Source organism: Actinomadura macrotermitis (assembly GCF_009604375.1).
Taxonomy (GTDB): Bacteria; Actinomycetota; Actinomycetes; order Streptosporangiales; family Streptosporangiaceae; genus Spirillospora; species Spirillospora macrotermitis.
On sequence record NZ_WEGH01000002.1, the window covers coordinates 31,828 to 51,171 of the forward strand.

The following is a 19,344-nucleotide window of genomic DNA, read 5'->3' on the forward strand; positions in this document are numbered from 1 at the left end:
CCGCCAGATGCTTCAACAGTGACGACCGGTGGACGGTCGTTGCAACCGCTCCTCACGACGCAGCGTCACCGCGTTGCGCTCGCTTCAACAGTGACAACCGGTGGACGGTCGTTGCCACCACCGATGGCTCGGTAGACCGCGGCCTCTGGCAGATGCTTCAACAGTGACGACCAGTGGACGGTCGTTGCCACGCCGCGCAGGATCTTCCCCGGGCATGAGGTGTCGATGCTTCAACAGTGACGACCGGTGGACGGTCGTTGCCACGGCATCTGACGAGCGGCGACTACAAAGAGCGACGCAATTCGATCAACTTCACGATGCATTTCCTATCCCGATGTCCGTTTTCAGCTTCGGAACCTCTCGGAAATTCTGTGGGCGCTTGTGGTTCCGAAGCAAGAGCTCTTCTTTGAGCGTAGATCGTCTTGTGGTGCGCGCCCTTGTGGATTGATCGATTCGGTGCACGTTTTGTCAGTGGGTTGTGACAGCCTGTCGGGCGTCACCTTCCTCACTGGAGTGATCGCGATGAGTGATGGGTTCGATCAGTTCGTGCTGCGGGCTACCGCCAGGAAGTATGGCCCGTATCCGTATCAGCGGGAGATCGCGCTTGGTGGTCTTCCGGTGTTGTGCACGGTGCCGACGGGCGCGGGGAAGACTGCGGCGGCGGTGTTGCCGTGGTTGTGGCGGTTGATGGAGAACGGGCCGACGCGGGCAGTAACTCCACATCGGCTGGTGTATGTGCTGCCGATGCGGACGCTGGTTGAGCAGACCGTCGGGGAGATCCGCACCTGGCTGGCGAACCTGGGGCTCGCGGACAAGGTGCAGTTGCATGTGCTGATGGGCGGTGTCGATCGCGATGATGACGCCTGGCAGGTGCGGCCTGCGGATCCGGCGATCTTTGCAGGGACGCAGGACATGGTCTTGTCACGGGCGTTGATGCGCGGGTATGCCGAGCCGCGGACGCGGTGGCCGGTGTCGTTCGGGCTGCTGCACGCGGGGACGCAGTGGGTGCTGGACGAGACGCAGTTGCTCGGGCCGGCGCTGGGAACCAGTGCGCAACTGCAGGGGCTGCGCGATGCGCTGGGCTCGGTGACGAAGACCGCGACGATGTGGATGTCGGCCACCCTGGACGCCGGTGATCTGCGCACTCCCGATCATCGGTTGCCCGAGGTGGATGGTGAGGCGGCGCGGACGGTCGCGCTGGGTGCTGCCGATTTCGACGGCCCGTTGGGGACGCGGCTGAACGCGCTGCGCCGGTTCGAGCGGCTGCGCCTGCCGGATGAGGCCAAGGCCTATGGCGAGGCGCTGGCCAAGGTTCTGGTCGAGCGTCACCGGCCTGGGACGCAAACGATCGCGTTCTTGAACACCGTGGAGCGTGCGACGGCGGTGTTCGCCGCGCTGGAGCGGACTTCTCCGCAGGCTGAGCTGCTTTTGGTGCATTCGCGTTTCCGTCCCGGTGAGCGCGCTCGGTTGGCGGCGCGGTTGAAGGAGCCGGTTCCGCAGACAGGGCGCGTAGTGGTGGCGACACAGGCGCTGGAAGCGGGAGTGGATGTGTCGTCGCAGGTGCTGTTCACCGAGACGGCTCGGTGGAGTTCGGTAGTGCAGCGGGCTGGCCGGCTGAACCGGGCGGGTGAATGGCCGGACGGCGCGGAGCTGTTGTGGAGTCCTCCTCCCAAGGCCGCCGCCGCTCCTTATGAGCCGCAGGATCTGGACGCCGCGGAGCGCATGCTCACCGAGCTGGAGGGCAGGTCGCTGACGACGCTGGAGCTGCAGGCGGTGCAGGTCGCCCAGAGCAGTCCGGTGCATGCGATGTTGCGCCGCCGGGATCTTCTGCAGTTGTTCGACACTCAGCCGGACCTGTCGGGCGCCGACGTGGATGTGGGGCCGTGGGTGCGTGACGCCGACGAGTCCACGGTCATGGTCGCCTGGCGGTCGATGCCTTCGGGGCGCCCGGCGGAGGACGACCCGTTTGCGGGGCGAGCGGAGTTGTGTCCGGTGCCGGTGGGCGATATCCGCAAACTCCTCAAGACCGGGCGCCGGTTGTGGGCGTATGAGCGGGTATCGGGCGGATGGCGGTCGGCGTCGCAGGGCGATGTGGTGCCCGGAACGGTGTTGCTGTTGAACGCCGCCGATGGCGGCTACAGCGCCACCACCGGATGGGCACCCGCTCGTAAGGCGCCGGTGGAGCCGGTCGGGGGTGCCGACGTCGACGCCGACGCGCTGCGCAAGGACCGCTCTTCCTACGGCTGCCCTGACTGGATCAGCCTGGAGCAGCACCTGGCCGACGTCGAACGCGAAGTCGGCGACGTGCTGGGCGAGTACGAATCCCGGCTGGCGGGGTTCCCCGAGCCACTGCTGGATGCGGCCAAAGCCGGGGGCCGGTTCCATGATCTGGGGAAGGCGCATCCGGCGTTCCAGGCGATGCTGCTGTCCGGCGTCGCCGACGGCAAGAAGGCGCCTCCGAGCGAAGGGGTGTGGGCCAAGTCCGCCCAAGCCGCCCCATCCGGCGATACCTCACAGCCCGCTGAACCTGCCAAGCCCGCCGCGTCGCCCAAGCCGCGGCCGGTGCATGTCCGGCATGAGCTGGTGAGCGCGTTGATGCTGCTGCACCCCGGCTGCGACCTGCTGAAAGATGAGAGCGAAGCCGATCTGGTCACCTACCTGGCCGCGGCCCATCACGGGAAGGTCCGGGTGAGCATCCGGTCGCTGCCCGACGAGAACGGCCGCGTCCTGGGTGTGGCCGAAGGCGATCGGACACTCGCGCTGGACATGCCGGGGGTGGCGGTGCTGCCCGAACTGCAGCTGTCGTTGGGGCCCTTGCGGATCGGCGCGGACCTCGACGGTTCGGACGGGGCAGGGTGTGAATCGTGGACGCAGCGGGTGCTGCGGCTCCGCGACCGTCCGGATCTGGGGCCGTTCCGGCTGGCGTTCCTCGAAGCGCTAGTGCGTGTCGCGGACTGGCGGGCCAGCCGCGCCTACGAGCAGGAGCAGGCATGACTTCCGCAACCGCGCCTGCCATCCGCACTCACAAGCTGGCTGGTCTGCGTGCCGACACCCTGGCCGGCTACCTGGGCGCGCTGGGGTTGCTGCGCACCATCACCGCGCAGAAGGATCCGGCGGCGCGGCTGGCCTGGTCGGGGGATGTGGCGGTGCTGTCGACGTCGCTATCGGCCGACGAGCTGACCGGCTGGCTGGTCGACGAGTACGCGCCGAGCCCGATCGTGTCGCCGTGGAACGCCGGGTCCGGGTTCGCCGGCAACGGCAAGAGCGTCACCGCCGAGAAGGCCCTGGACGCTTTCCGCCGCAGCGAGCAGCCGCGTTTCGCCGGGCTGCGGGCGGTGATCGAGCAGGCCGACCAGGTGGTGGCGATCGCGCGCGAGCGCGGCTGGGAAGGCGGGCCGTTGTGGGCGGCCGACCGCAAGGCCGACGTGGTGCGGTTGTGCCGCGCCCGGCTGTCTGATGAGGCGCTGCCCTGGCTGGACGTCGCGGTGACGCTGACCACCGACGATGTGCGGTTCAGCCCGCTGACCGGCACCGGCGGGAACTTCGGTCGCCAGGAACTGTCGGCGACGTTCTTGCAGCGACTGCTGCTGGTCGCCGGTCCCGATGCCCGGCGCGCCAAGGCATGGGCGTGGGCGCAGGCGGCGTTGTTCGGCCGCGAGGACGTCCCCTACCTGCGCGACACCGTCGGCCAGTACGACCCGGGCCGGGCAGGCGGCATTTTGTCCAGCCCCCACGAGAAGGCCGATGACGCAGGCTTCGCCAACCCCTGGAGTCTCATCCTGAGCCTGGAAGGGACGCTGCTGTTCGCCTCGGCGGTGACCCGCCGCAACCACACCGCGCTCGGCGAGAGCGCGCTGCCGTTCCTGACTCGCGCCTCAGCGGTCGGCTACGACACCGCCGCCACCGGCGAGGAGGTCAAGGGCGAGCAGTGGATCCCGCTGTGGCCGCAACCCGCCGGGCTGGCCGAGGTCGAGCACCTGCTGGGCGAGGGACGGGCGCAGTGGAACGGCCGCCAAGCCCGTACCGGGCTTGAGTTCACGCTCGCGGTGGCGTCGCTGGGAGTCGATCGCGGGCTGTCGGCGTTCCGGCGATTCGTCATCGCCTCCCGACTCGGACAGAACCCGCTGGCCGTTCCGGTCGGACGGCTCCCCGTGCAGGCGCATAGCGAAGTCGAAGTGCTGCGCGCTCCGTATGAATGGCTTCAGCGGCTCAAGCGCATCGCGCTCCCGGCCGGGGTGGCGACCGCACTACGGCGAACCGAGCAGTCGGTCTACGATGCCGCCGCCGGCGGTGGCGGTGCCGCGCTCGCCCGGTTCGTGATCGAGTTCGGGCGGCTTCACCAGACCGTGGGCAAGTCCGGAGCCGTGCGTGGCCAACTGGGCCCGTTCTACACCACTAAGCCGGGCGACTGGCTGGCGCTCCTACCGGACAGCGACGAGCTGTGGATCGCGGCCGGTTTCGCGTCCCTGCAGGACCCTCAACCTGATCGGTCGCTGTGCGGGCTGGTGTCCCGCGTCCAGGCGCAGCCGGGCAAGTACGGGCGGCGCGAGCTGACCTGGTCGGACCGCACTGCGACGCGCCTTGACCTCAACGGCGCCACCCTGGCCACCGTGCTGGCGCAGGCGCATCGTCTGTGCACCTTTCCCGCCGGGTCGCCGTCTCCCAATGCCGTGGGCGAGGACGACGGCGGACGGGTGGTGTCGAGCAGCTTCCAACAGGGGCAGGTGCTGCCGGTTGGGCTCGTCCAGGATTACGCGCTGGGCAAGCTGGACGATCAGCTGACCGCCGACTACCTCAACGGGCTGCTGGCGCTGGGATGCCGGTACACCACGGCTGCGGCGTGGCCGCGGACGCCCAAGCCGCTGCTGCATCCGATGCTGGCCGCGCTGCTGCCCTTCTACGGCACCACTCCTCTGCCTCTGCGTCCGGTCGGCTTGCCGAAGGACGACCACAGCGCGGACTTCTCCACCCGTCCCGTTGCGCGGCCGGAGTGGATCACACGCCTGCTGGCGGCCGGGCCGTCCTCCATCTCCGCCGACGTGCTCAGGTGGCTGTCCATCAATGGCTGTCCTCCTGTGCTGGAGGCCGCCGACCTGACGCGAATGCCGATCGACGGGGCACGCCTGGCCGGCGCGCTGCTGCTGCGCGTGCCTTCGTCTCATCGAACTCGAGCAGTGATCCATGTGGCCGCCGTGGCGGCTCAACCCACCTCTCAGCCCAGCGAAGGAGCCCGTTCATGAACGTTCTGGAGAAGCCTCGTCTGCGGTTCCAGGTCCAGCTACGTCCCGCTTTGGGCTCGACGTTCCAGCCGACCGGTTTCCCCGACATCGGCGCCGCCAAGTTTGACCGCTTCACCGATGACGGGCAGATCCAGGAAGCGCTGCTGGTGGAATCGGTGCAGTCGATGGCCAACCGGCTGGAGGCCACCGCCTGGGATGCTGCCGCCGACCAGCCGGCCGAGCTATTCGCAGCGCTGCCGTATGTGCGGGTGCAGCGCAAACAGCAGCCGGAGGAGTTCCTGACCTCCAGCCGGCTGGAGGCCCACCGGCTCGCGTCTCCGTTCATCCGGGAAGCCACCCTGGACGGGACCAAGATGCTGAAGGTCATCACCGAGCGTCTCGGCCTGGCCAAGGACACCCCGCTCAATCGCACCGCGATGGCGCGCGCCCTGATGCGCCTGGACCCGTTCTGCCTGATCCACGGGATCTTCTTCAACCAGAAAGAGTGGTTCGGCCAGCCCCGTTTCCCGCGCGCGGTGTCGGGTGTGATCGAGGCTTACGACGTCCGCCAGGCCGTCAGCGGCGGCCGTAAGTCCGACCGCGTCCGCCATCAGCTCGACAAGGAGGGCACCGGCGGCGGGACCAGCGAGGGGTACGGATCGATCCCCTTCCACCGCGTCGAGTGGACCGCCCGCGAGATCCAGGCGATGTTCTCCGTCGACGTGGAGCTGCTGCGCTCCTACAACCTCGGCGCCGACGCCACCGAACTGCTCACCCTGATCGCCCTGTGGGAGATCCGCTCCCTGCTGTCGCGCGGGCTGCGGCTGCGCACCGCCTGCGACCTGGACATCGCCGACGACCAGGCCCTCGCCGACCTGCCCAGCCTGCAAGAGCTGACCGAGCGCATCACCAAGCTGACCTCCTCCTGCGCCGAGCTGCTGGGGGACGCGGGACCGATCACGGTCCTGTGGGAGGAAAAGTCCAAATGAGCGTCGACCTGGGCCTGCACTTCCCCTGGAAGCGCTACCACGCGACCCCTTGGGGACGTTACGTCAACGAGGGCGCCGTGGAGATCCCGCCGTCCCCCTGGCGGATCCTGCGCGCCCTGTACTCGGTGTGGCAGCTACGCGCCCCTGACCTGGACGCTGACACCGTCCATGGGCTCTTGCAGGCGCTGGCCGTCCCGCCCGACTACACCTTGCCGCCCTACCGGCTCTCCCACACCCGCCACTACCTGCCCGACTCCAAACACCGCACCGGCTCCCCCAGCACCGACCTGGCCCTGGACGCCTTCGCGGTCCTAGGCGGCAACGCCACCATCGGCGTCCACTGGCCCATCACCCTGCCCGCCGAGCAGGAACAGGCCCTGGCCCGGCTCGCGACGTCCCTGCCCTACCTGGGCCGCGCCGACAGCCAGTGCCAGGCCAGCACCGGCTACGCCCCGCCCGCCACGGGAGTCACGCGGGCGGTGCCGCTGCTGGACGGCGAAGCCCCGCACGGCATGGACCAGATCGGTGTCCTGGCGCCCGCCTTCCCCTTCGACCTGGACGCCCTCACCGCCGAGGTGACCGACACCCGCGGCGCCAAACTCGTCTACCCGGCCGGCAGCCGCCTCGTCCCCTACGCCGTCCCCGCGCCGCAGCGTCCCCAGGCCCCCGCCCGTCGGCGTCCGGCCAAGCCAGCGCAACCGGTCACCACGGTCCGCTTCTCTCTGCTGGGCAAACCCCGTCCCCAGGCTTTTGACGCCGTCGCCGTCACCGACGCCCTGCGTTCGGCCAGCATCAAGGCCCTCGCCCAGATCCATGGCCAGCAGCCCGTCGGCGCCAGCAACCTGCTCGGCAAGGACGCCGCCAGCCAGCCCCTCAAAGGGCACCAGCACGCCCACTACCTCGCGCTCACCGATACCACCCACATCACCGGCCTGGCGATCTGGACCCCCGGTCACCTCGCCGAAGACGAACTCGCAGCCCTCAACGATCTGGCCCGCCATACCATCGGCGTCCCAGAGGGAGTCCAGGGGCCACGCGGCCTGCACGTCCGCATCAACGCCTACGGCGACGCCAAGGACGTACTCCCTGACAACATCACCGGGGCCTCCACTACCTGGGTCTCGGCCACCCCGTTCCTGCCCAGCCGCTGGCGCCCCCGCAACACCACCTCACACGACCACCTCGTCAACGAGATCAACCGCGAACTCACCTGGCGGAATCTCCCCACCCCCGTCAAAATCACCGAACTACCCGGCAGCCACTGGGCGCGCTACCGCCGCCACCGCTGGTCCCCCCAGCACCGCAACGGCCAGACCACAGTCGGCACCCGCACCAACAACCGCCCCGCCTTCGGCCTGCGACTGGACTTCCCCACCCCTGTCCCTGGGCCACTCGTCCTCGGCGATCTATCGCACTTCGGACTCAGCCTCTTCCGCACCCCGTGAACACCTGCCAGCCACCCGCTTCGGAACCCCAAGCACCCATGGAAACCCTGAGAGGTTCCGAACCAGAAAACGGACAACAGAACCGATAACACAGCACATAGCCGCCAGCGCATCGTCACTGTCCGGAGAAACGCCTGTTCATATGCCGTCGCAACGGCCGCGATGCGGTCGTCACCGTTGGAGGGACGCGCTGTGCGAGGCGTGGGAATCGCTCGCCGCGCGTCGCAACGGCCGCGATGCGGTCGTCACCGTTGGAGGTCTCTGTCCCAGGTAGCCGGCGGCACGGCCATTCGCGCGTCGCAACGGCCGCGATGCGGTCGTCACCGTTGGAGGACCCATCACCGCCTGACGACCGCGTTCCCGGCCTGGGTCGCAACGGCCGCGATGCGGTCGTCACCGTTGAAGGTGAAGGATCATCCAGATAGGGATGGAGGCATTTTGGGTCGCAACGGCCGCAAGGCGGTCGTCACCGTTGGAGGGACCACTGCCTGATCGACTGCCCTCCTTCGCTCGGCGTCGCAACGGCCGCGATGCGGTCGTCACCGTTGGAGGCCGTTGGTCGCGGTGGTCAGGGCGATGCCGATGATCGTCGCAACGACCGCGAGGTGGTCGTCACCGTTGGAGAGCCGGCGCGAACGATAACGAGCGCTTCACCGCGGCGTCGCAACGACTGCGAGTCGGTCGTCACCGTTGGAGGGAGCACGTAACCGAAACGGAGCTGCTTGAGCTTGCGTCGCAACGACTGCGAGGCGGTCGTCACCGTTGGAGGAGCATGCCGAAATTGATTCGGCCATGGCCATCCAGGACGTCGCAACGACCACGGAGCGGTCGCCACCGTTGGAGGTTCGAGGAGCCGCTGGCCAAGGCCGGCGCCTCGGACGTCGCAACGACCGCGGGGTGGTCGCCTCTGTTGGGGGGCGATCTGTGAGTACGCGATCCCGCCGATGTGCTTATGCGTCGCAACGACCGCAGAGCGGTCGTCACCGTTGGAGGAACAGTTTGACCGTGAACTTCTGCGCCGAGTTCTTGTCACAACGACCGCGAGGCGGTCGTCACTATTGGAGCTACTTGCGGCCAGCGCGCAGCCCCTCGCCCTCCAGGTCACAACGACCGCAAGCGGTCGTCACCATTGGAGGGGCAAGGTCCAGCTGATCCAGCGGTACAAGAAGATCGTCGCAACGACCGCGAGACGGTCGTCACCGTTGGAGGTTGTTGATCGTCCTGCGGACCACGGCGCCGCATCCCCGTCGCAACGACTGCGAGGCGGTCGTCACCATTCGAGACGCGTCATCAAGGAGGAGTGCTGACCGAGGAGCGCGAGACGCAACGACCACGAGACGGTCGTCACCTTTGGAGGGATGGGCCGAGCTGCGAGGAGCTCGGCGCGCTAAAGATGCCGCAACGACCGCGAGGCAGTCGTCTCCGTTGGAGGTTCACCGCCTCCCCGGACCGCAAGGCGGGCAATCACTATCACAACGACCGTAAGGCGGTCATCTCCGTTGAAGGCTGCTTTGTACTCCTGAGGTTGAAGCGATCCTGCTGTCACAACGACCGCGAAGCGGTCGTCTCCGTTGGAGGGCGGTGGCCTTGCCCTCGACCTCGAACAAGCCCTCGGTCGCAACTACCGCAGAGCGGTCGTCACCGTTGGAGTCTCTGTCGAACGACCGCGTATACACAAACAAGTGACCGCTCAGGGCCATGAATTCCCTGAGCGGAAGGGAGTTTCCTAGATCAACGACCTTGGTTGCTTCTGGGCCAGGGTCGCGTTGCCTGTGAGATAGGAGTGGCTGGGCGGGTATGAACCTGGGAGCGGAGGCGAGGTAGCTTCGGAGCGTAGGCAATCCGCTTATCGGCTTCTCGCTCGTGAGCGGCCTGGGAACTTGCAGGTCAGCACACCGCTCAGGCGGTGAGACCTTGTAAGCGGCAGGTCGCCGGTTCGAACCCGGCCGGGGGCTCCTAGCATCTCTGGCCGTTGAGGGTCAGCGGAAGATCCCCATCGTGGTCCGGAACATGTTCTTCGTTCTCTTGTCTCCTGTGGGCTGAAGCCCTGGTCAAGCCCCAGGTTCGCCCCGCCGGTCCCGGGGGGACATCACCTGCTGCGGGCGATCCGCCTGTCCACCGTGCTCCGTGCCGTCATCGGCAGTGCCCAGGCCGGGCGCGCCCCATCGACTTCGGACGCCGTGGTGCCCGATGCCGGAGGGGAACCGTGAACCTGCAGATACTGCCGCTCGCCATCACCATGATGGTGGGCCCTCAGATCATGTCGGCCGTCATCCTGGTGACGACCGAACGGGCCATATCGGTGTCCCTGGCCTTCGTCGCCGGCGTGGCGGCGGCCACGGCGACGGGCGTCGCCGTCGCCTGGGGAGCCTTCGCGCTGCTCGACCGCAACGTCTCGCTGGGCGCCCCTTCCGACCGCGGCGCGCTGGGCACCCTCATCCAGTACGGGCTGGTGGCCCTGCTGATCATGACGGCGGTGAAGACGTACCTGCGGCGGGAGACGGCCGAGCCGCCGAAGTGGCTCGGCTCGCTGATGGAGGCGGAGCCGCGCAAGGCCCTCATGACCGGCTTCCTGGTGATCCTGCTGATGCCCTCGGACATCCTGGTCATGCTGACGGTGGGCGCGAACCTGGAACAGCACCACGCGCACTGGACGGCCGCGCTGCCGTTCGTCGCGGCCACCGCCCTGATCGCCTCCCTGCCGCTGCTCGCCTTCCTGCTCTTGCGCAGGCGCATGGAGCGCGCCATGCCCGCCCTGCGCACGTGGGTGAACGGCAACAGCTGGGTGATCAGCATCGCCGCCTGCGTGATCTTCATCCTGCTCATCCTGTGAGCCGCGGCAGATCGGCGCCCTGCCCCCGGTTCAGCGGAACAGCAGCCCCGCCGCACCCTTGATCATCAGCAGCACCGCGAACAGGCCGGTCGTCGCGAACGCCACCAGCCGGCGGTTCGCCAGCAGCCGGTCCCGCCACCGCCGGTGGACGGCGGGTGCCAGATCAGGCCGGAACACCGCGAGCGCCAGCGGCACCGATACGCCGAGGGACGCCACGGCGATGAAGAGCGCGATGGCGCCGGCCAGGCCCGCGCCCGTCCAGCCGGCCTCGAGCAGCTGGTTGACCGCGGCGGCGACCAGTGTGTAGCTGGGCAGGAAGGCCCCCAGGAACACGGCGAGGACCGGCGACATGGTGTCGACGCGCCCGACCCACCGGGGGACCTCGTCCGTCGTCGCCGGGGCGCGGCGCCAGCGCCAGACCAGGGTCGCAGCGAGCACGGCGCCCAGCACGATGTCGGCGGCGAAGTGCGGGCTGGACGCCGATTTCGACGCCTCCCGCGCGGGCAACAGGACCACGCCCGCGATCGAGACCGTGGTCAACGCCGCGATCCAGCCGCCGAGGAAGGCGGTCGCCTTGGCGGCGCCGCCCTTCGCGGAGTTGAGAAGGACGGCCGCCAGAATCGCCCACGGCTGCAACGCGAGTCCCATCGCCAGCAGCACAAGCAACAGCAGCGAACCGCTTTCCAGCATCTCGGCACCATAACCCCTCACGCGCCCGGCCTGTCGGCGGTGCTTGCGCAGTGGGTGAGGTGGATGCCCAGGTCCTGCGCGACCGGCTGCACCGCGCCCTCACGGAAGTCCTGATCGAACCTCCGATGATTCCGAGCCATCGCCTACCTCCTATGTCTGCACGCTACGAGGGGAGGCCCAGGGGAATGAGCGGGTGGAGGGTGGACAGGGTGAGCAGGCCGAGTGCGGCCGCCGTGAAGGGGACGATGCGGTACGGGCTGATCAGCAGGAAGCCGAGGTGAACGGGGATCGCCAGGCCGATGAGGAGGGGCGGCGGCATCAACCCGGTCGCGCCGAGGCCGAGGGCCGGTTCCACCAGGGCCGTCAGCAGGGCGGCGGTGCGGCATGCGGCCGGGAATGTCCGGCTGGATAGGACTTCTGCCGGTCTGGGGATGGGGATGAACTCGTGGTTTCCGCCCAGGGACTGGAATGTGCCGTAGGCGAAGTTGTGCAGGATCACGCGGCCGGACATGAACTGGGGCGATCGCAGCTTGCGCAGCCCGGCGACGATGTAGAGCTGCGCGGCGAAGAAGGAAGCGGCCGTGCCGGCGGCCGGCGGTGAGGTCTGCGCCAATGCCACGGCGAGGGCCAGGACGGCGATGCAGACGGACGTGTAGCGGGCGGGGTGCAGAATCCGGTCGCGCAGGATCCAGGCGATGAGGGTGCCGGCGGCGAGGATGACGACCGCCTGTGCCCAGGGGGCGGGAGCCGCCATCGCGGGGACGAGGCAGAGCGCCGCGGTGAGGCCCGCCCATGCCCACCTGCGGCGTGGTGCCAATTCGTGCGCGCCGGTCCAGTCGAGTCCGGGCCGGTAGACCGCCGGCCTGCGGATCCGGCGGTCGTCGGACAGGACGAGCATCGCCCGCCACGCACAGGCCAGGGCCAGGCAGGCGACCGCGAATGCGGTCATGTGATGCGCCGGAACGCGGCGGCGAGACGCGCCGGTGCGGTGCCCGCGGGGAGGGGGGTCACGATGGCCGGGGGACGGCCGGGATCGTAGGTGACCGCCCAGTCGCCCTGGGAGCCGATGATGAGGCCGCGGATCGGCGGGAGATCGTCCGCTTGGTCGGTCAGGCGGTGGAGGTCGGCGGGTGCCAGGTAGTGGCTGTCGGGCGTGAGCCCCAGTTGCGCGGGGGTGATCGGTCGCGGGCCGTCCGGGTCCTCGGCCCACAGGAGGCCCTTGGTCGAGGTCGAGTACATGCCCCAGGAGAACGGGCGGTGCGGCTTCGTGGTCGCGCCCCAGATGATGAACAGCGCGAGCAGGGGCAGGAGCGCGGCCATGTCAGTCCGCCGCCTGGTAGGCGGACACGTGGAATGTGCTGGCCGCCCCGAACGGCCGGCGGTCCCAGCCGCCCCATCGGTGCTGGAGCCGGAGCCCGGCCAGGGAGGCCATCAGGTCCAGCTCGCCGTGACCGGCGTAGCGGAACGGGACCCGCACATGATGGACGCCCTCGTCGTCCACGATCACGTAGTGGGAGACATACCGCTGCTGGGTGCGGTCGGCGACGCGGTAGCGCAGCACCAGGTCCGTGCCGGCGGTGGGGACGGGCCGTCCGGACGCCGAGTCCGTACCGTTGATCGCTTCGGGGAGCAGTGCGTCGAGGACGAAGAGGCCGCCGGGGGCGAGGAGTTCGGCGGCGGCGGTGAAGCAGCGGAGCTGGTCCTGCTGGGTCTGCAGCTCGAAGAAGGTCCCGCCGACGATGTAGATCAGCGCGTAGGTCTTCTCCCGCAGGGGCGGGGCGGTGAGGTCGCCGACGGTGACGGGGAGTCCGGCTCCGCCGGGCTTGGCGCGCAGGCACTCGACCATCTCCGCGGACGCGTCGATTCCGTGCACGTCCACGCCTCGCTCCCGCAGCGGCAGGGCCACCCTTCCGGTGCCGATGCCCAGTTCCAGGACGGGCCCGGCGCCGGCAAGCCGGGCAAGGGTCTCCACAGTGTCGTCGGTGTGCGGGTTGTCCCCGAACCAGGCGTCGTAGGACCGGGCCCATCGGGTGGCGTATCCGGGCATGGTCGGCGCTCCTCATCCCAGTGGGTGCGGCTGGCGGGTACGGGCGTCGGCGGGCGGCGGGTGGGCGTGCTCGTCGCCGGGGAGCCGGTGCGCGCCGGGAGCGATCACCCGGCCCACCACGAAGTCGTCCGCGGCCAGCCCCGGGCTCATGGTGGGTCTCCACAGCACGTCCTCACCGGTGTGATCGGCCACCACCTCCGCCAGCGCGCGGAAGCCGGTTTCCGGGGCGGGACTCGGGACGGTGGCGGATGCGGCCGCGCGCAGGTGAGCGAGGGCGTCCTGCTGCCGGTAGGCGTACAGCGCGTGTTCGACGGGGCCGATCGGTGGGCCGCCTCGTTCCCGCATTCTGCGGAGGGCGGCTCTGGCGGCCGCGGTGCCCATGCTCCACCGCACCATCAGAGCCTCGTAGACGGCGGAGGCCACGGACTCTTCCAAGGACGGCCCCTTGGATGTGGCACTGCCGCGTGCGCCGAAGCTCTGCCTGCCGCCCCGCTCGTCGTGCAGGCAGGCCACGACGCATCCCGTCCCACCGGGTCCGGGCAGGAACATCAGGCTGCAGAAGAGGCCGAGGGAGCCCAGGACGCCGGGCAGCGGGTCGGGCAGGGGGTGAGCGAGGGTGCGCCGAGGGCCCGTGCCGTACCACGCCCGCCACAGCAGGTCGCGCTCCAGCACCTCCAGCAGGGCGTGCCGGGACGCCTCGGTCTCGGTGCGGTGAGCGGCGATCCCGGTGGAGCCCGGGCGCATCGGCGCGGCGCAGCACCGGGGTGGACGGTGCCGCAGGAAGACCCCGCTCGCGGGAACGAGTACCTGCCGCCCGTCGAGGAGGGAAACGGCGTCCACCCAGAGCAGGGGTCGCCGCCGCAGCTCTGGCCGGTCCCTGAGCTCGGACCAGGCGCAAGGGTCCGCTGCCGGTGCCCCGGCAGCGCGCAACGCGTCGTAGGTGGCGATGCTTCCCGCCGTGCCGGACGTCTCCGCACGGCGCCCGGCCAACACGTTGTGCGCACGTTCCAGCAGTTCGGCCCGGGCGCGTAGCGCCACGTCCTCGGCTTCGGTTCCGGCCGCGGCGCCGAGCAGGGCGGCGTCGCCGCTGTCACCGGCCCTGGTGAACGCGGCCGAGCGCGCCGCGACGCGCCCGAACAGCAGTTCCGGGCAAGCGGGATAGGGCCGGAACACCTGGGGCCGCGCGTCAAGCACGACAGAGGACCTCGGCGGCCTCGTCGAGGACGTCCTGGCCGGCCCGTGTCAGCTCCGGCCGGTGCGCTTGCGCGGCCGCCACGCCCTGCCGCCCCTGCGAGAGCAGAAGGTCCCGCCGGGCCGCGGTCTGGGGCTCGGACGACGCGCCTTCCCGCAGCACCAGGTCGTACAGCATGACGCAGCGCGCCAGAACGACCACCTGCTGAAAGAGCCCGGACAACGGCCGGGGATCGGCGCGGAGCGGCGTGCCGACCAGGGCGCCCGAGGCCGAGCCGTCCGGAGTGAGGAACGGGGTCGTCAGGGCCGCGGCGTTGCATCGGGTATGGGCGCCCTCATGGACCAGCGCCTCGGCGAGCCGCAGCCGCGGTGGCGGGCCACCGGAATCCGGCGCCAGCCTCCGCTCGTTGACGAAGATCGCTCCGTGCGTCGTGAAATCGGTGAAGCCGTTGATGCCCCACCCCGCGAGCATGGCCACCTGGCGCACCAGCACCGCCAATTCCGCGTGCATGTCCGGCCACGACCGGGCAATGAGTTCCGCGGCGGCCCGGAGAATTCCGCGTTGTTCGTCGTTCCAGTCCGCCAGATGAACCGTGACGGCCTTGCCGTCATTGCGTTCGGGTATTTGTTCACGTGCACGCGCCACACTTTCGCCGAGATGAGGCTCAGGCGGTGCGAGATCCACTTTCCAGCCCGGAAGGGCGGTCGCCCGGCGCGTACTGGCGGCGGCGCGCTCGGCCGCCCTCCGCAGTTCCGCGACGAGACGCCCGGGCTCGCCGGGACCGGTTCGGCGCAGGCGCCGGGCACGATGGGCGGCGGCCACGAGGCCGGGATAGCGCAGGTCGGCCGGGGCCGGCGGGAGGTCCGGCCGGGCCAGGCAGGAGCGCACCAGCCGCAGCAGATCGTCTTGATCCGCGGCCGCCGACCGAGGATCCGGCAGGAGTCGCATGAGCGGGCCGGTGCGCGCCGCGCCGTGAATCGCGGTGCCTCAGTCGGGAACGTCGACCATCAGCGCGAACTCGGGGAGTTCCGCCTCGACCGGCTCGACCTCGAAGTCGTCGCGCTCCTCCATTGGCCCTCCAGCCCCTCATTCCCCTTCAGGGGATCTCTTCCATCAACTCGGACGGTACAGACGGAGGTGGCCCTTGACAAGCCTTACTCGTGATCAGTTAAGCGACTTTCGCCGGGTGGCCGCCCCACTTTATCGCGAAGTGTTTTTATGCTTTCATGTCGTATGGAGAGCGCAGTCAGGAGCCCACTGGACACAGGAATGTCGCGGAGAGGTAAGGATCTGAAAATCTCATGAAGATGCCGTTGTGAGCACGGGCTGGCCTGAGTACGTGCGGCCGGGAGACCGGGCATCGCGCGCCGACGCGCGGTCGCGGCTGCGGCGGGACGGCGCGGTCGTGCTCGAACACGCCCCGCTGACCGACGCGGAGCTGGTGGACGCGGTGAGCTTCGCCGGCACGGCCGTCGCCGCGGGGAACGGGACGCCCGGCCGGCTGGTCTGGGACGTACGCCCCGATCCGTCCTCCTCGCCGGACGTGGTCTCGCGCGGCCGTGACGCGTTCGATCCGCACACCGACTCCACGCATGACGACCGCCCACATCCCGTGATCGCCCTGGCCATGGTCACCCCCGGCGAGGGCGGACGGTCCCTGCTCGCACCCGTCGCCCGGATCCTGGACCTGCTGCACGCGCGAGGCCAGCAGGAGCAGGCGCGTCTGCTCGGCGACGCCTGCTTTCCCTTCGCCGGCGACGGCCCGGACGGGCATCCCATCGTCCGCCGGCCGATCCTGACCTTCGATGACCGGGGCGGCGCACGCGTCCGGTACCACGGGCGCATCCTCGACTGGTGCGCCCGGCAGCCGTCCGGCCGCCTCGACGACGAGCACGCGGCCGCGCTGGACGCCTTCCGCTCCGCGCTTCTCGCGCCGGGCACGGTCAGTCACCTGACGTTGCGGGAGGGCGACGTGCTCGTCATCGACAACCACCGCGTGCTCCACGGCCGGACGGAGATCACCGGTGCCGGCCGACGGCACGTCAAGCGCCTGAAACTGGATCCTTGATGGCACCGGCGTCCTCGTTCCCCTCCTCGGAGGACGTCCGCTGGGACCGGTTCCACGAACCCGGCGGGCGAGCCCTGATCCCCGCGGACCGTCCTCTGCTCGGCTGGCGCTGGTGGGCCGTGAGCGTCCCCGGCGACTACGGGCGCGACGGTGCGCGCCTGGTCAGCCCGTTCGTCCACGACGGCAACCAGCATCGCTGGACGGAGGAGCGGGACGAGCTCCACGTCTGGCAGCCCGGCACGAACACCAGCCGATCCGACTGGTGCCAGGAGGCCGGCACCCGGGACGCGCACGTCGAGCACACCGCACCACAGCCGTGGTGCACCTGCGGGATCCGCAGCATGCGTTACCTGGAGGGGCTCCTGGCGTACTACCGGTCGCGGCGGAAGCGGCGGGAGGTGACGCTGGACGCCGTGGCCCGGCTCGCCTCCTGGGGGCAGGTCTGCGGTCCCTGCGAGGACCGCGACCACGCCGACACCGTGCGCGCCGAGTTCGCCGAGATCACCGGCCCGGTGTACCTGCGCGACCTCCGCTGGGCGAACGACATCGCCGCCGAATACGGAACCGAAGTGCTGCCCTGGGACGGCCCGGAATGATCCTCTCGCATGAGCACCGGTTCATCTACATCCGGTGCCGCAAGACCGCCTCGACCAGCATCGAACTGGCGTTGTCGCGCGTGTGCGGCCCCGATGACGTGATCACGCCCATCCAGAACGCGGGACACGAGGCCCTGCGGCGGAGTCTCGGCGGGCGCGGACCACAGAACCACGCCGATCCCGATGGCACGGCCCGCTTCTACGGCCACATGCCCGCCGCGGAGGTCAGGTTGCTGGTCGGCGAGAAGGTCTGGACCTCCTATTACACCTGGTGCGTGGAACGCAATCCGTGGGACAAGGTGATCTCCCGCTATTACGCCCGTCACCGCGACCCGGCGACACGGCCGCCGCTGTCGACCTTCCTGGAGTCGGGAAGCGCCCACTACGTGGTCAACTTCCGCCTCTACACCGTCGGCTCCGAGGTCGTCACCGACCACATCGCACGCTTTGAGAACCTGGGCCCCGAACTCGACCGGATCGCCGAGCGGCTCGGCCTTCCCCGCGACGCCCTCGAGCTTCCGCGTGCCAACGGCGAGCACCGCACGGACCGGCGTCACCATTCCGCCCTCTACTCGGCGGACGAGCGCGACTTCGTCGCCGAACTGTTCGCCCCCGAGATCTCCCTGCTCGGCTATCGCTTCACCGACGGGCTCGAGCCGGGCCCCGGGAACGAACCTTGATCACGCCGTTTGGCGCGGGGTCCGGCCGGCCGCCTTTCCGGGGCGGGAGGGGATCAGGGTCAGGGTGCGGATCCGGCGGGCGAACGGCGGAAGGACGGCGGCGAGGGTGAGGGCCAGGGCGCCGGCCGCCATGACGGTGCGCGGCCCGAACAGGTGCGTGGCCGGCCCGGCCAGCAGGTAGGCGGCGGGGATGGGGAGGAGCTGGGCGATCGCGGAGTTGGCGACGGCGCGGCTGAGCCGGTCGGGTGGCAGTTCCTGCTGGAGGAGCGGCCCCCACAGCGCGGCATAGAGGGCCGTGCCGACGCCGGCGAGCGCGGTGGCGCCGATCAGCGCCGGGACGGGCCATCTCAGCGCCATGGCGCCGAGCGGCAGGGCTTGGGCGGCGGTGGAGGCGCAGACGACCGGCCACACCCGGTGAGGACGCATCACGAACGCGGCCGCGGCACCTGCCAGTAGACCCACAGCGAAAGCGGCCATGGCCTTACCCCAGGGGCCGGCGCCGCCGAGATGACGGGCGCTGTAGAGCGGGCCCATGAGCTGGTAGCCGACCATCCAGATCGGTGCCACGAACGCAGCGTGCGCGACCAGAAGGCACAACCACGGACGGGAACGCAGGTCGATCCATCCCTCGCCGAGATCGACCAGAAACCGGATCAGCCCGGCGGGCTCCCGGCCGGGCAGGGCGCCTGCCGTTCTGGGCCGGCGAGACGAGGCCGGGGCGGAGCCGATCCGTGCGAGCAGGACGGCCGAGGCGATGAACGTGAGGGCATCCCAAGCGATCAGCCAGGTGGATCCCGCGACCGCGATCAGGACTCCTCCCAGGGCCGGTCCACCCACCTTCACGCTGTTCTGCGCGGCCATCAGCAGCACGGTGGCCGGATAGCGCAGCGAATCCGGGACGCTATGGGCGACGAGGCTCTCGGAGGCGGGCATGGCGAACGCCGCGGCAGTGCCGCACAACAAAGACATCGCTGCTAAATGCCACAACCTGGCCGCTCCGGTCACGAGCAGCACCACCGTCACCGCTTCAGCCAGGGCGCAGGTCAGATTGGTCGCCACCAGCACGCGATCACGGCGGAACCGGTCGGCCACCACCCCGCCGACCGGCAGCAAGGCGATCCGCGGCAGCATCCCCGCCGCCAGCACCAACCCCAGAGAGCCGGCCTGGCGGTCGGGGCGGCCGTTCAACTGCAGCACCGCGAAGGCCAACGCGATCGGAGCCACCGCCGTCCCGGTCAACGACAGCACGCGCGCGGTGAACAGCAACCGGTAAGGCCGGAGGGCCAGCAGCGTCCTTGCCTCCTGCAGACGCCCGAGCAGCATGGTCGGCGCGGCGGCGACCGCAAGGCCCGACCCGCCCCCGGACACTCGCCGCGCCCTAGCCCTCCCTCCCCGTTCCTTCAGGCCGAACGCCACGTGCCTCCGCTCACCGGAACCGATGACTACTCTAAGTAACTATAGACAACGGTCAGCAGCCCCCCGATTTGGCGTTTCGGCCGGACAGACCCCATGAGGCGGCGACGAATCTCACCGAGAGTGGCGCAGGCGGCCGGAGTGCCCGAACGGCCCGAAGATCACCTACTAC

16 protein-coding genes and 1 CRISPR repeat array are annotated in these 19,344 nt (G+C 69.8%); of the genes, 8 read left to right on the forward strand and 8 right to left on the reverse strand.

The window, feature by feature from the left end; translation table 11 throughout:
- Positions 1-444: 444 nt before the first annotated feature.
- The 5 genes from cas3g (at position 445) to ACRB68_RS11905 (ending at position 10,486) form a co-directional block, all read left to right on the forward strand.
- A complete protein-coding gene (cas3g, locus tag ACRB68_RS11885; RefSeq protein WP_207709668.1) occupies positions 445-2,994 on the forward strand; it encodes a type I-G CRISPR-associated helicase/endonuclease Cas3g in 2,550 nt (849 codons plus the stop codon).
- Positions 2,991-5,240 (forward strand): type I-G CRISPR-associated protein Cas8g1/Csx17, encoded by a 2,250-nt coding sequence (gene cas8g1, locus ACRB68_RS11890; RefSeq protein ID WP_153532595.1) that lies wholly within the window; start codon positions 2,991-2,993, stop codon positions 5,238-5,240. The genes cas3g and cas8g1 overlap by 4 nt, the downstream gene beginning before the upstream one ends.
- On the forward strand, positions 5,237-6,208 hold the full coding sequence (cas7g, locus tag ACRB68_RS11895; protein WP_153532596.1) for a type I-G CRISPR-associated RAMP protein Csb1/Cas7g: 972 nt from the start codon (positions 5,237-5,239) through the stop codon (positions 6,206-6,208). Before cas8g1 ends, cas7g begins: the two co-directional genes overlap by 4 nt.
- On the forward strand, positions 6,205-7,653 hold the full coding sequence (csb2, locus tag ACRB68_RS11900; protein WP_153532597.1) for a type I-G CRISPR-associated protein Csb2: 1,449 nt from the start codon (positions 6,205-6,207) through the stop codon (positions 7,651-7,653). Before cas7g ends, csb2 begins: the two co-directional genes overlap by 4 nt.
- A 147-nt stretch (positions 7,654-7,800) precedes the next feature.
- A CRISPR array of direct repeats spans positions 7,801-8,418; the repeat unit is 33 nt; unit sequence GTCGCAACGGCCGCGATGCGGTCGTCACCGTTG.
- A 1,441-nt stretch (positions 8,419-9,859) separates the two neighbouring features.
- Complete coding sequence (locus ACRB68_RS11905; RefSeq protein ID WP_328594093.1) at positions 9,860-10,486, forward strand: GAP family protein; 627 nt, start codon at positions 9,860-9,862, stop codon at positions 10,484-10,486.
- A 30-nt stretch (positions 10,487-10,516) separates the two neighbouring features.
- Here ACRB68_RS11905 and ACRB68_RS11910 read toward each other — a convergent pair whose 3' ends face one another.
- The 7 genes from ACRB68_RS11910 to ACRB68_RS11935 are packed head-to-tail and all read right to left on the reverse strand — an operon-like array spanning position 10,517 to position 15,363.
- Positions 10,517-11,176 carry a GAP family protein gene (locus tag ACRB68_RS11910; RefSeq protein WP_153532598.1) on the reverse strand — a complete coding sequence of 220 codons (660 nt, stop codon included), beginning with the start codon at positions 11,174-11,176 and terminating at the stop codon, positions 10,517-10,519.
- A gap of 17 nt (positions 11,177-11,193) precedes the next feature.
- Positions 11,194-11,316 (reverse strand): hypothetical protein, encoded by a 123-nt coding sequence (locus ACRB68_RS42025; protein ID WP_268890363.1) that lies wholly within the window; start codon positions 11,314-11,316, stop codon positions 11,194-11,196.
- 23 nt (positions 11,317-11,339) lie between these two features.
- Entirely contained in the window at positions 11,340-12,125 is a 786-nt protein-coding gene (locus ACRB68_RS11915) for a hypothetical protein (RefSeq protein WP_153532599.1), read from the reverse strand.
- Positions 12,122-12,496, reverse strand: a complete 375-nt coding sequence (locus ACRB68_RS11920) for a hypothetical protein (RefSeq protein WP_153532600.1) — start codon at positions 12,494-12,496, stop codon at positions 12,122-12,124. The genes ACRB68_RS11915 and ACRB68_RS11920 overlap by 4 nt, the downstream gene beginning before the upstream one ends.
- A gap of 1 nt (position 12,497) precedes the next feature.
- Entirely contained in the window at positions 12,498-13,223 is a 726-nt protein-coding gene (locus ACRB68_RS11925) for a class I SAM-dependent DNA methyltransferase (RefSeq protein ID WP_153532601.1), read from the reverse strand.
- Positions 13,224-13,235: 12 nt separating this feature from the next.
- Positions 13,236-14,417, reverse strand: a complete 1,182-nt coding sequence (locus ACRB68_RS11930; protein ID WP_153532602.1) for a YcaO-like family protein — start codon at positions 14,415-14,417, stop codon at positions 13,236-13,238.
- Complete coding sequence (locus ACRB68_RS11935; RefSeq protein ID WP_153532603.1) at positions 14,410-15,363, reverse strand: aKG-HExxH-type peptide beta-hydroxylase; 954 nt, start codon at positions 15,361-15,363, stop codon at positions 14,410-14,412. Before ACRB68_RS11935 ends, ACRB68_RS11930 begins: the two co-directional genes overlap by 8 nt.
- Before the next feature lie 367 nt (positions 15,364-15,730).
- Here ACRB68_RS11935 and ACRB68_RS11940 point away from each other — a divergent pair, with 367 nt between their 5' ends.
- The 3 genes from ACRB68_RS11940 to ACRB68_RS11950 are packed head-to-tail and all read left to right on the forward strand — an operon-like array spanning position 15,731 to position 17,759.
- On the forward strand, positions 15,731-16,483 hold the full coding sequence (locus ACRB68_RS11940) for a TauD/TfdA family dioxygenase (RefSeq protein ID WP_153532604.1): 753 nt from the start codon (positions 15,731-15,733) through the stop codon (positions 16,481-16,483).
- Complete coding sequence (locus ACRB68_RS11945; protein ID WP_153532605.1) at positions 16,483-17,079, forward strand: hypothetical protein; 597 nt, start codon at positions 16,483-16,485, stop codon at positions 17,077-17,079. Before ACRB68_RS11940 ends, ACRB68_RS11945 begins: the two co-directional genes overlap by 1 nt.
- Entirely contained in the window at positions 17,076-17,759 is a 684-nt protein-coding gene (locus ACRB68_RS11950) for a hypothetical protein (RefSeq protein WP_153532606.1), read from the forward strand. The genes ACRB68_RS11945 and ACRB68_RS11950 overlap by 4 nt, the downstream gene beginning before the upstream one ends.
- On the opposite strand, the gene ACRB68_RS11955 is transcribed toward ACRB68_RS11950, so the two are convergent.
- Positions 17,760-19,127 carry an MFS transporter gene (locus ACRB68_RS11955; RefSeq protein WP_207709669.1) on the reverse strand — a complete coding sequence of 456 codons (1,368 nt, stop codon included), beginning with the start codon at positions 19,125-19,127 and terminating at the stop codon, positions 17,760-17,762.
- Between the last annotated feature and the right edge of the window lie 217 nt (positions 19,128-19,344).

Bases quoted from the DNA above. Each gene is read 5' to 3' on its own strand.
- ACRB68_RS11935 (WP_153532603.1), bottom strand. From the start codon at position 15,363: ATGCGACTCCTGCCGGATCCTCGGTCGGCGGCCGCGGATCAAGACGAT.
- cas7g (WP_153532596.1), top strand. From the start codon at position 5,237: ATGAACGTTCTGGAGAAGCCTCGTCTGCGGTTCCAGGTCCAGCTACGT.
- ACRB68_RS11920 (WP_153532600.1), bottom strand. From the start codon at position 12,496: ATGGCCGCGCTCCTGCCCCTGCTCGCGCTGTTCATCATCTGGGGCGCG.
- ACRB68_RS11945 (WP_153532605.1), top strand. From the start codon at position 16,483: ATGGCACCGGCGTCCTCGTTCCCCTCCTCGGAGGACGTCCGCTGGGAC.
- ACRB68_RS11950 (WP_153532606.1), top strand. From the start codon at position 17,076: ATGATCCTCTCGCATGAGCACCGGTTCATCTACATCCGGTGCCGCAAG.
- ACRB68_RS11915 (WP_153532599.1), bottom strand. From the start codon at position 12,125: ATGACCGCATTCGCGGTCGCCTGCCTGGCCCTGGCCTGTGCGTGGCGG.
- ACRB68_RS11910 (WP_153532598.1), bottom strand. From the start codon at position 11,176: ATGCTGGAAAGCGGTTCGCTGCTGTTGCTTGTGCTGCTGGCGATGGGA.
- csb2 (WP_153532597.1), top strand. From the start codon at position 6,205: ATGAGCGTCGACCTGGGCCTGCACTTCCCCTGGAAGCGCTACCACGCG.
- cas8g1 (WP_153532595.1), top strand. From the start codon at position 2,991: ATGACTTCCGCAACCGCGCCTGCCATCCGCACTCACAAGCTGGCTGGT.
- ACRB68_RS42025 (WP_268890363.1), bottom strand. From the start codon at position 11,316: ATGGCTCGGAATCATCGGAGGTTCGATCAGGACTTCCGTGAGGGCGCG.
- ACRB68_RS11925 (WP_153532601.1), bottom strand. From the start codon at position 13,223: ATGCCCGGATACGCCACCCGATGGGCCCGGTCCTACGACGCCTGGTTC.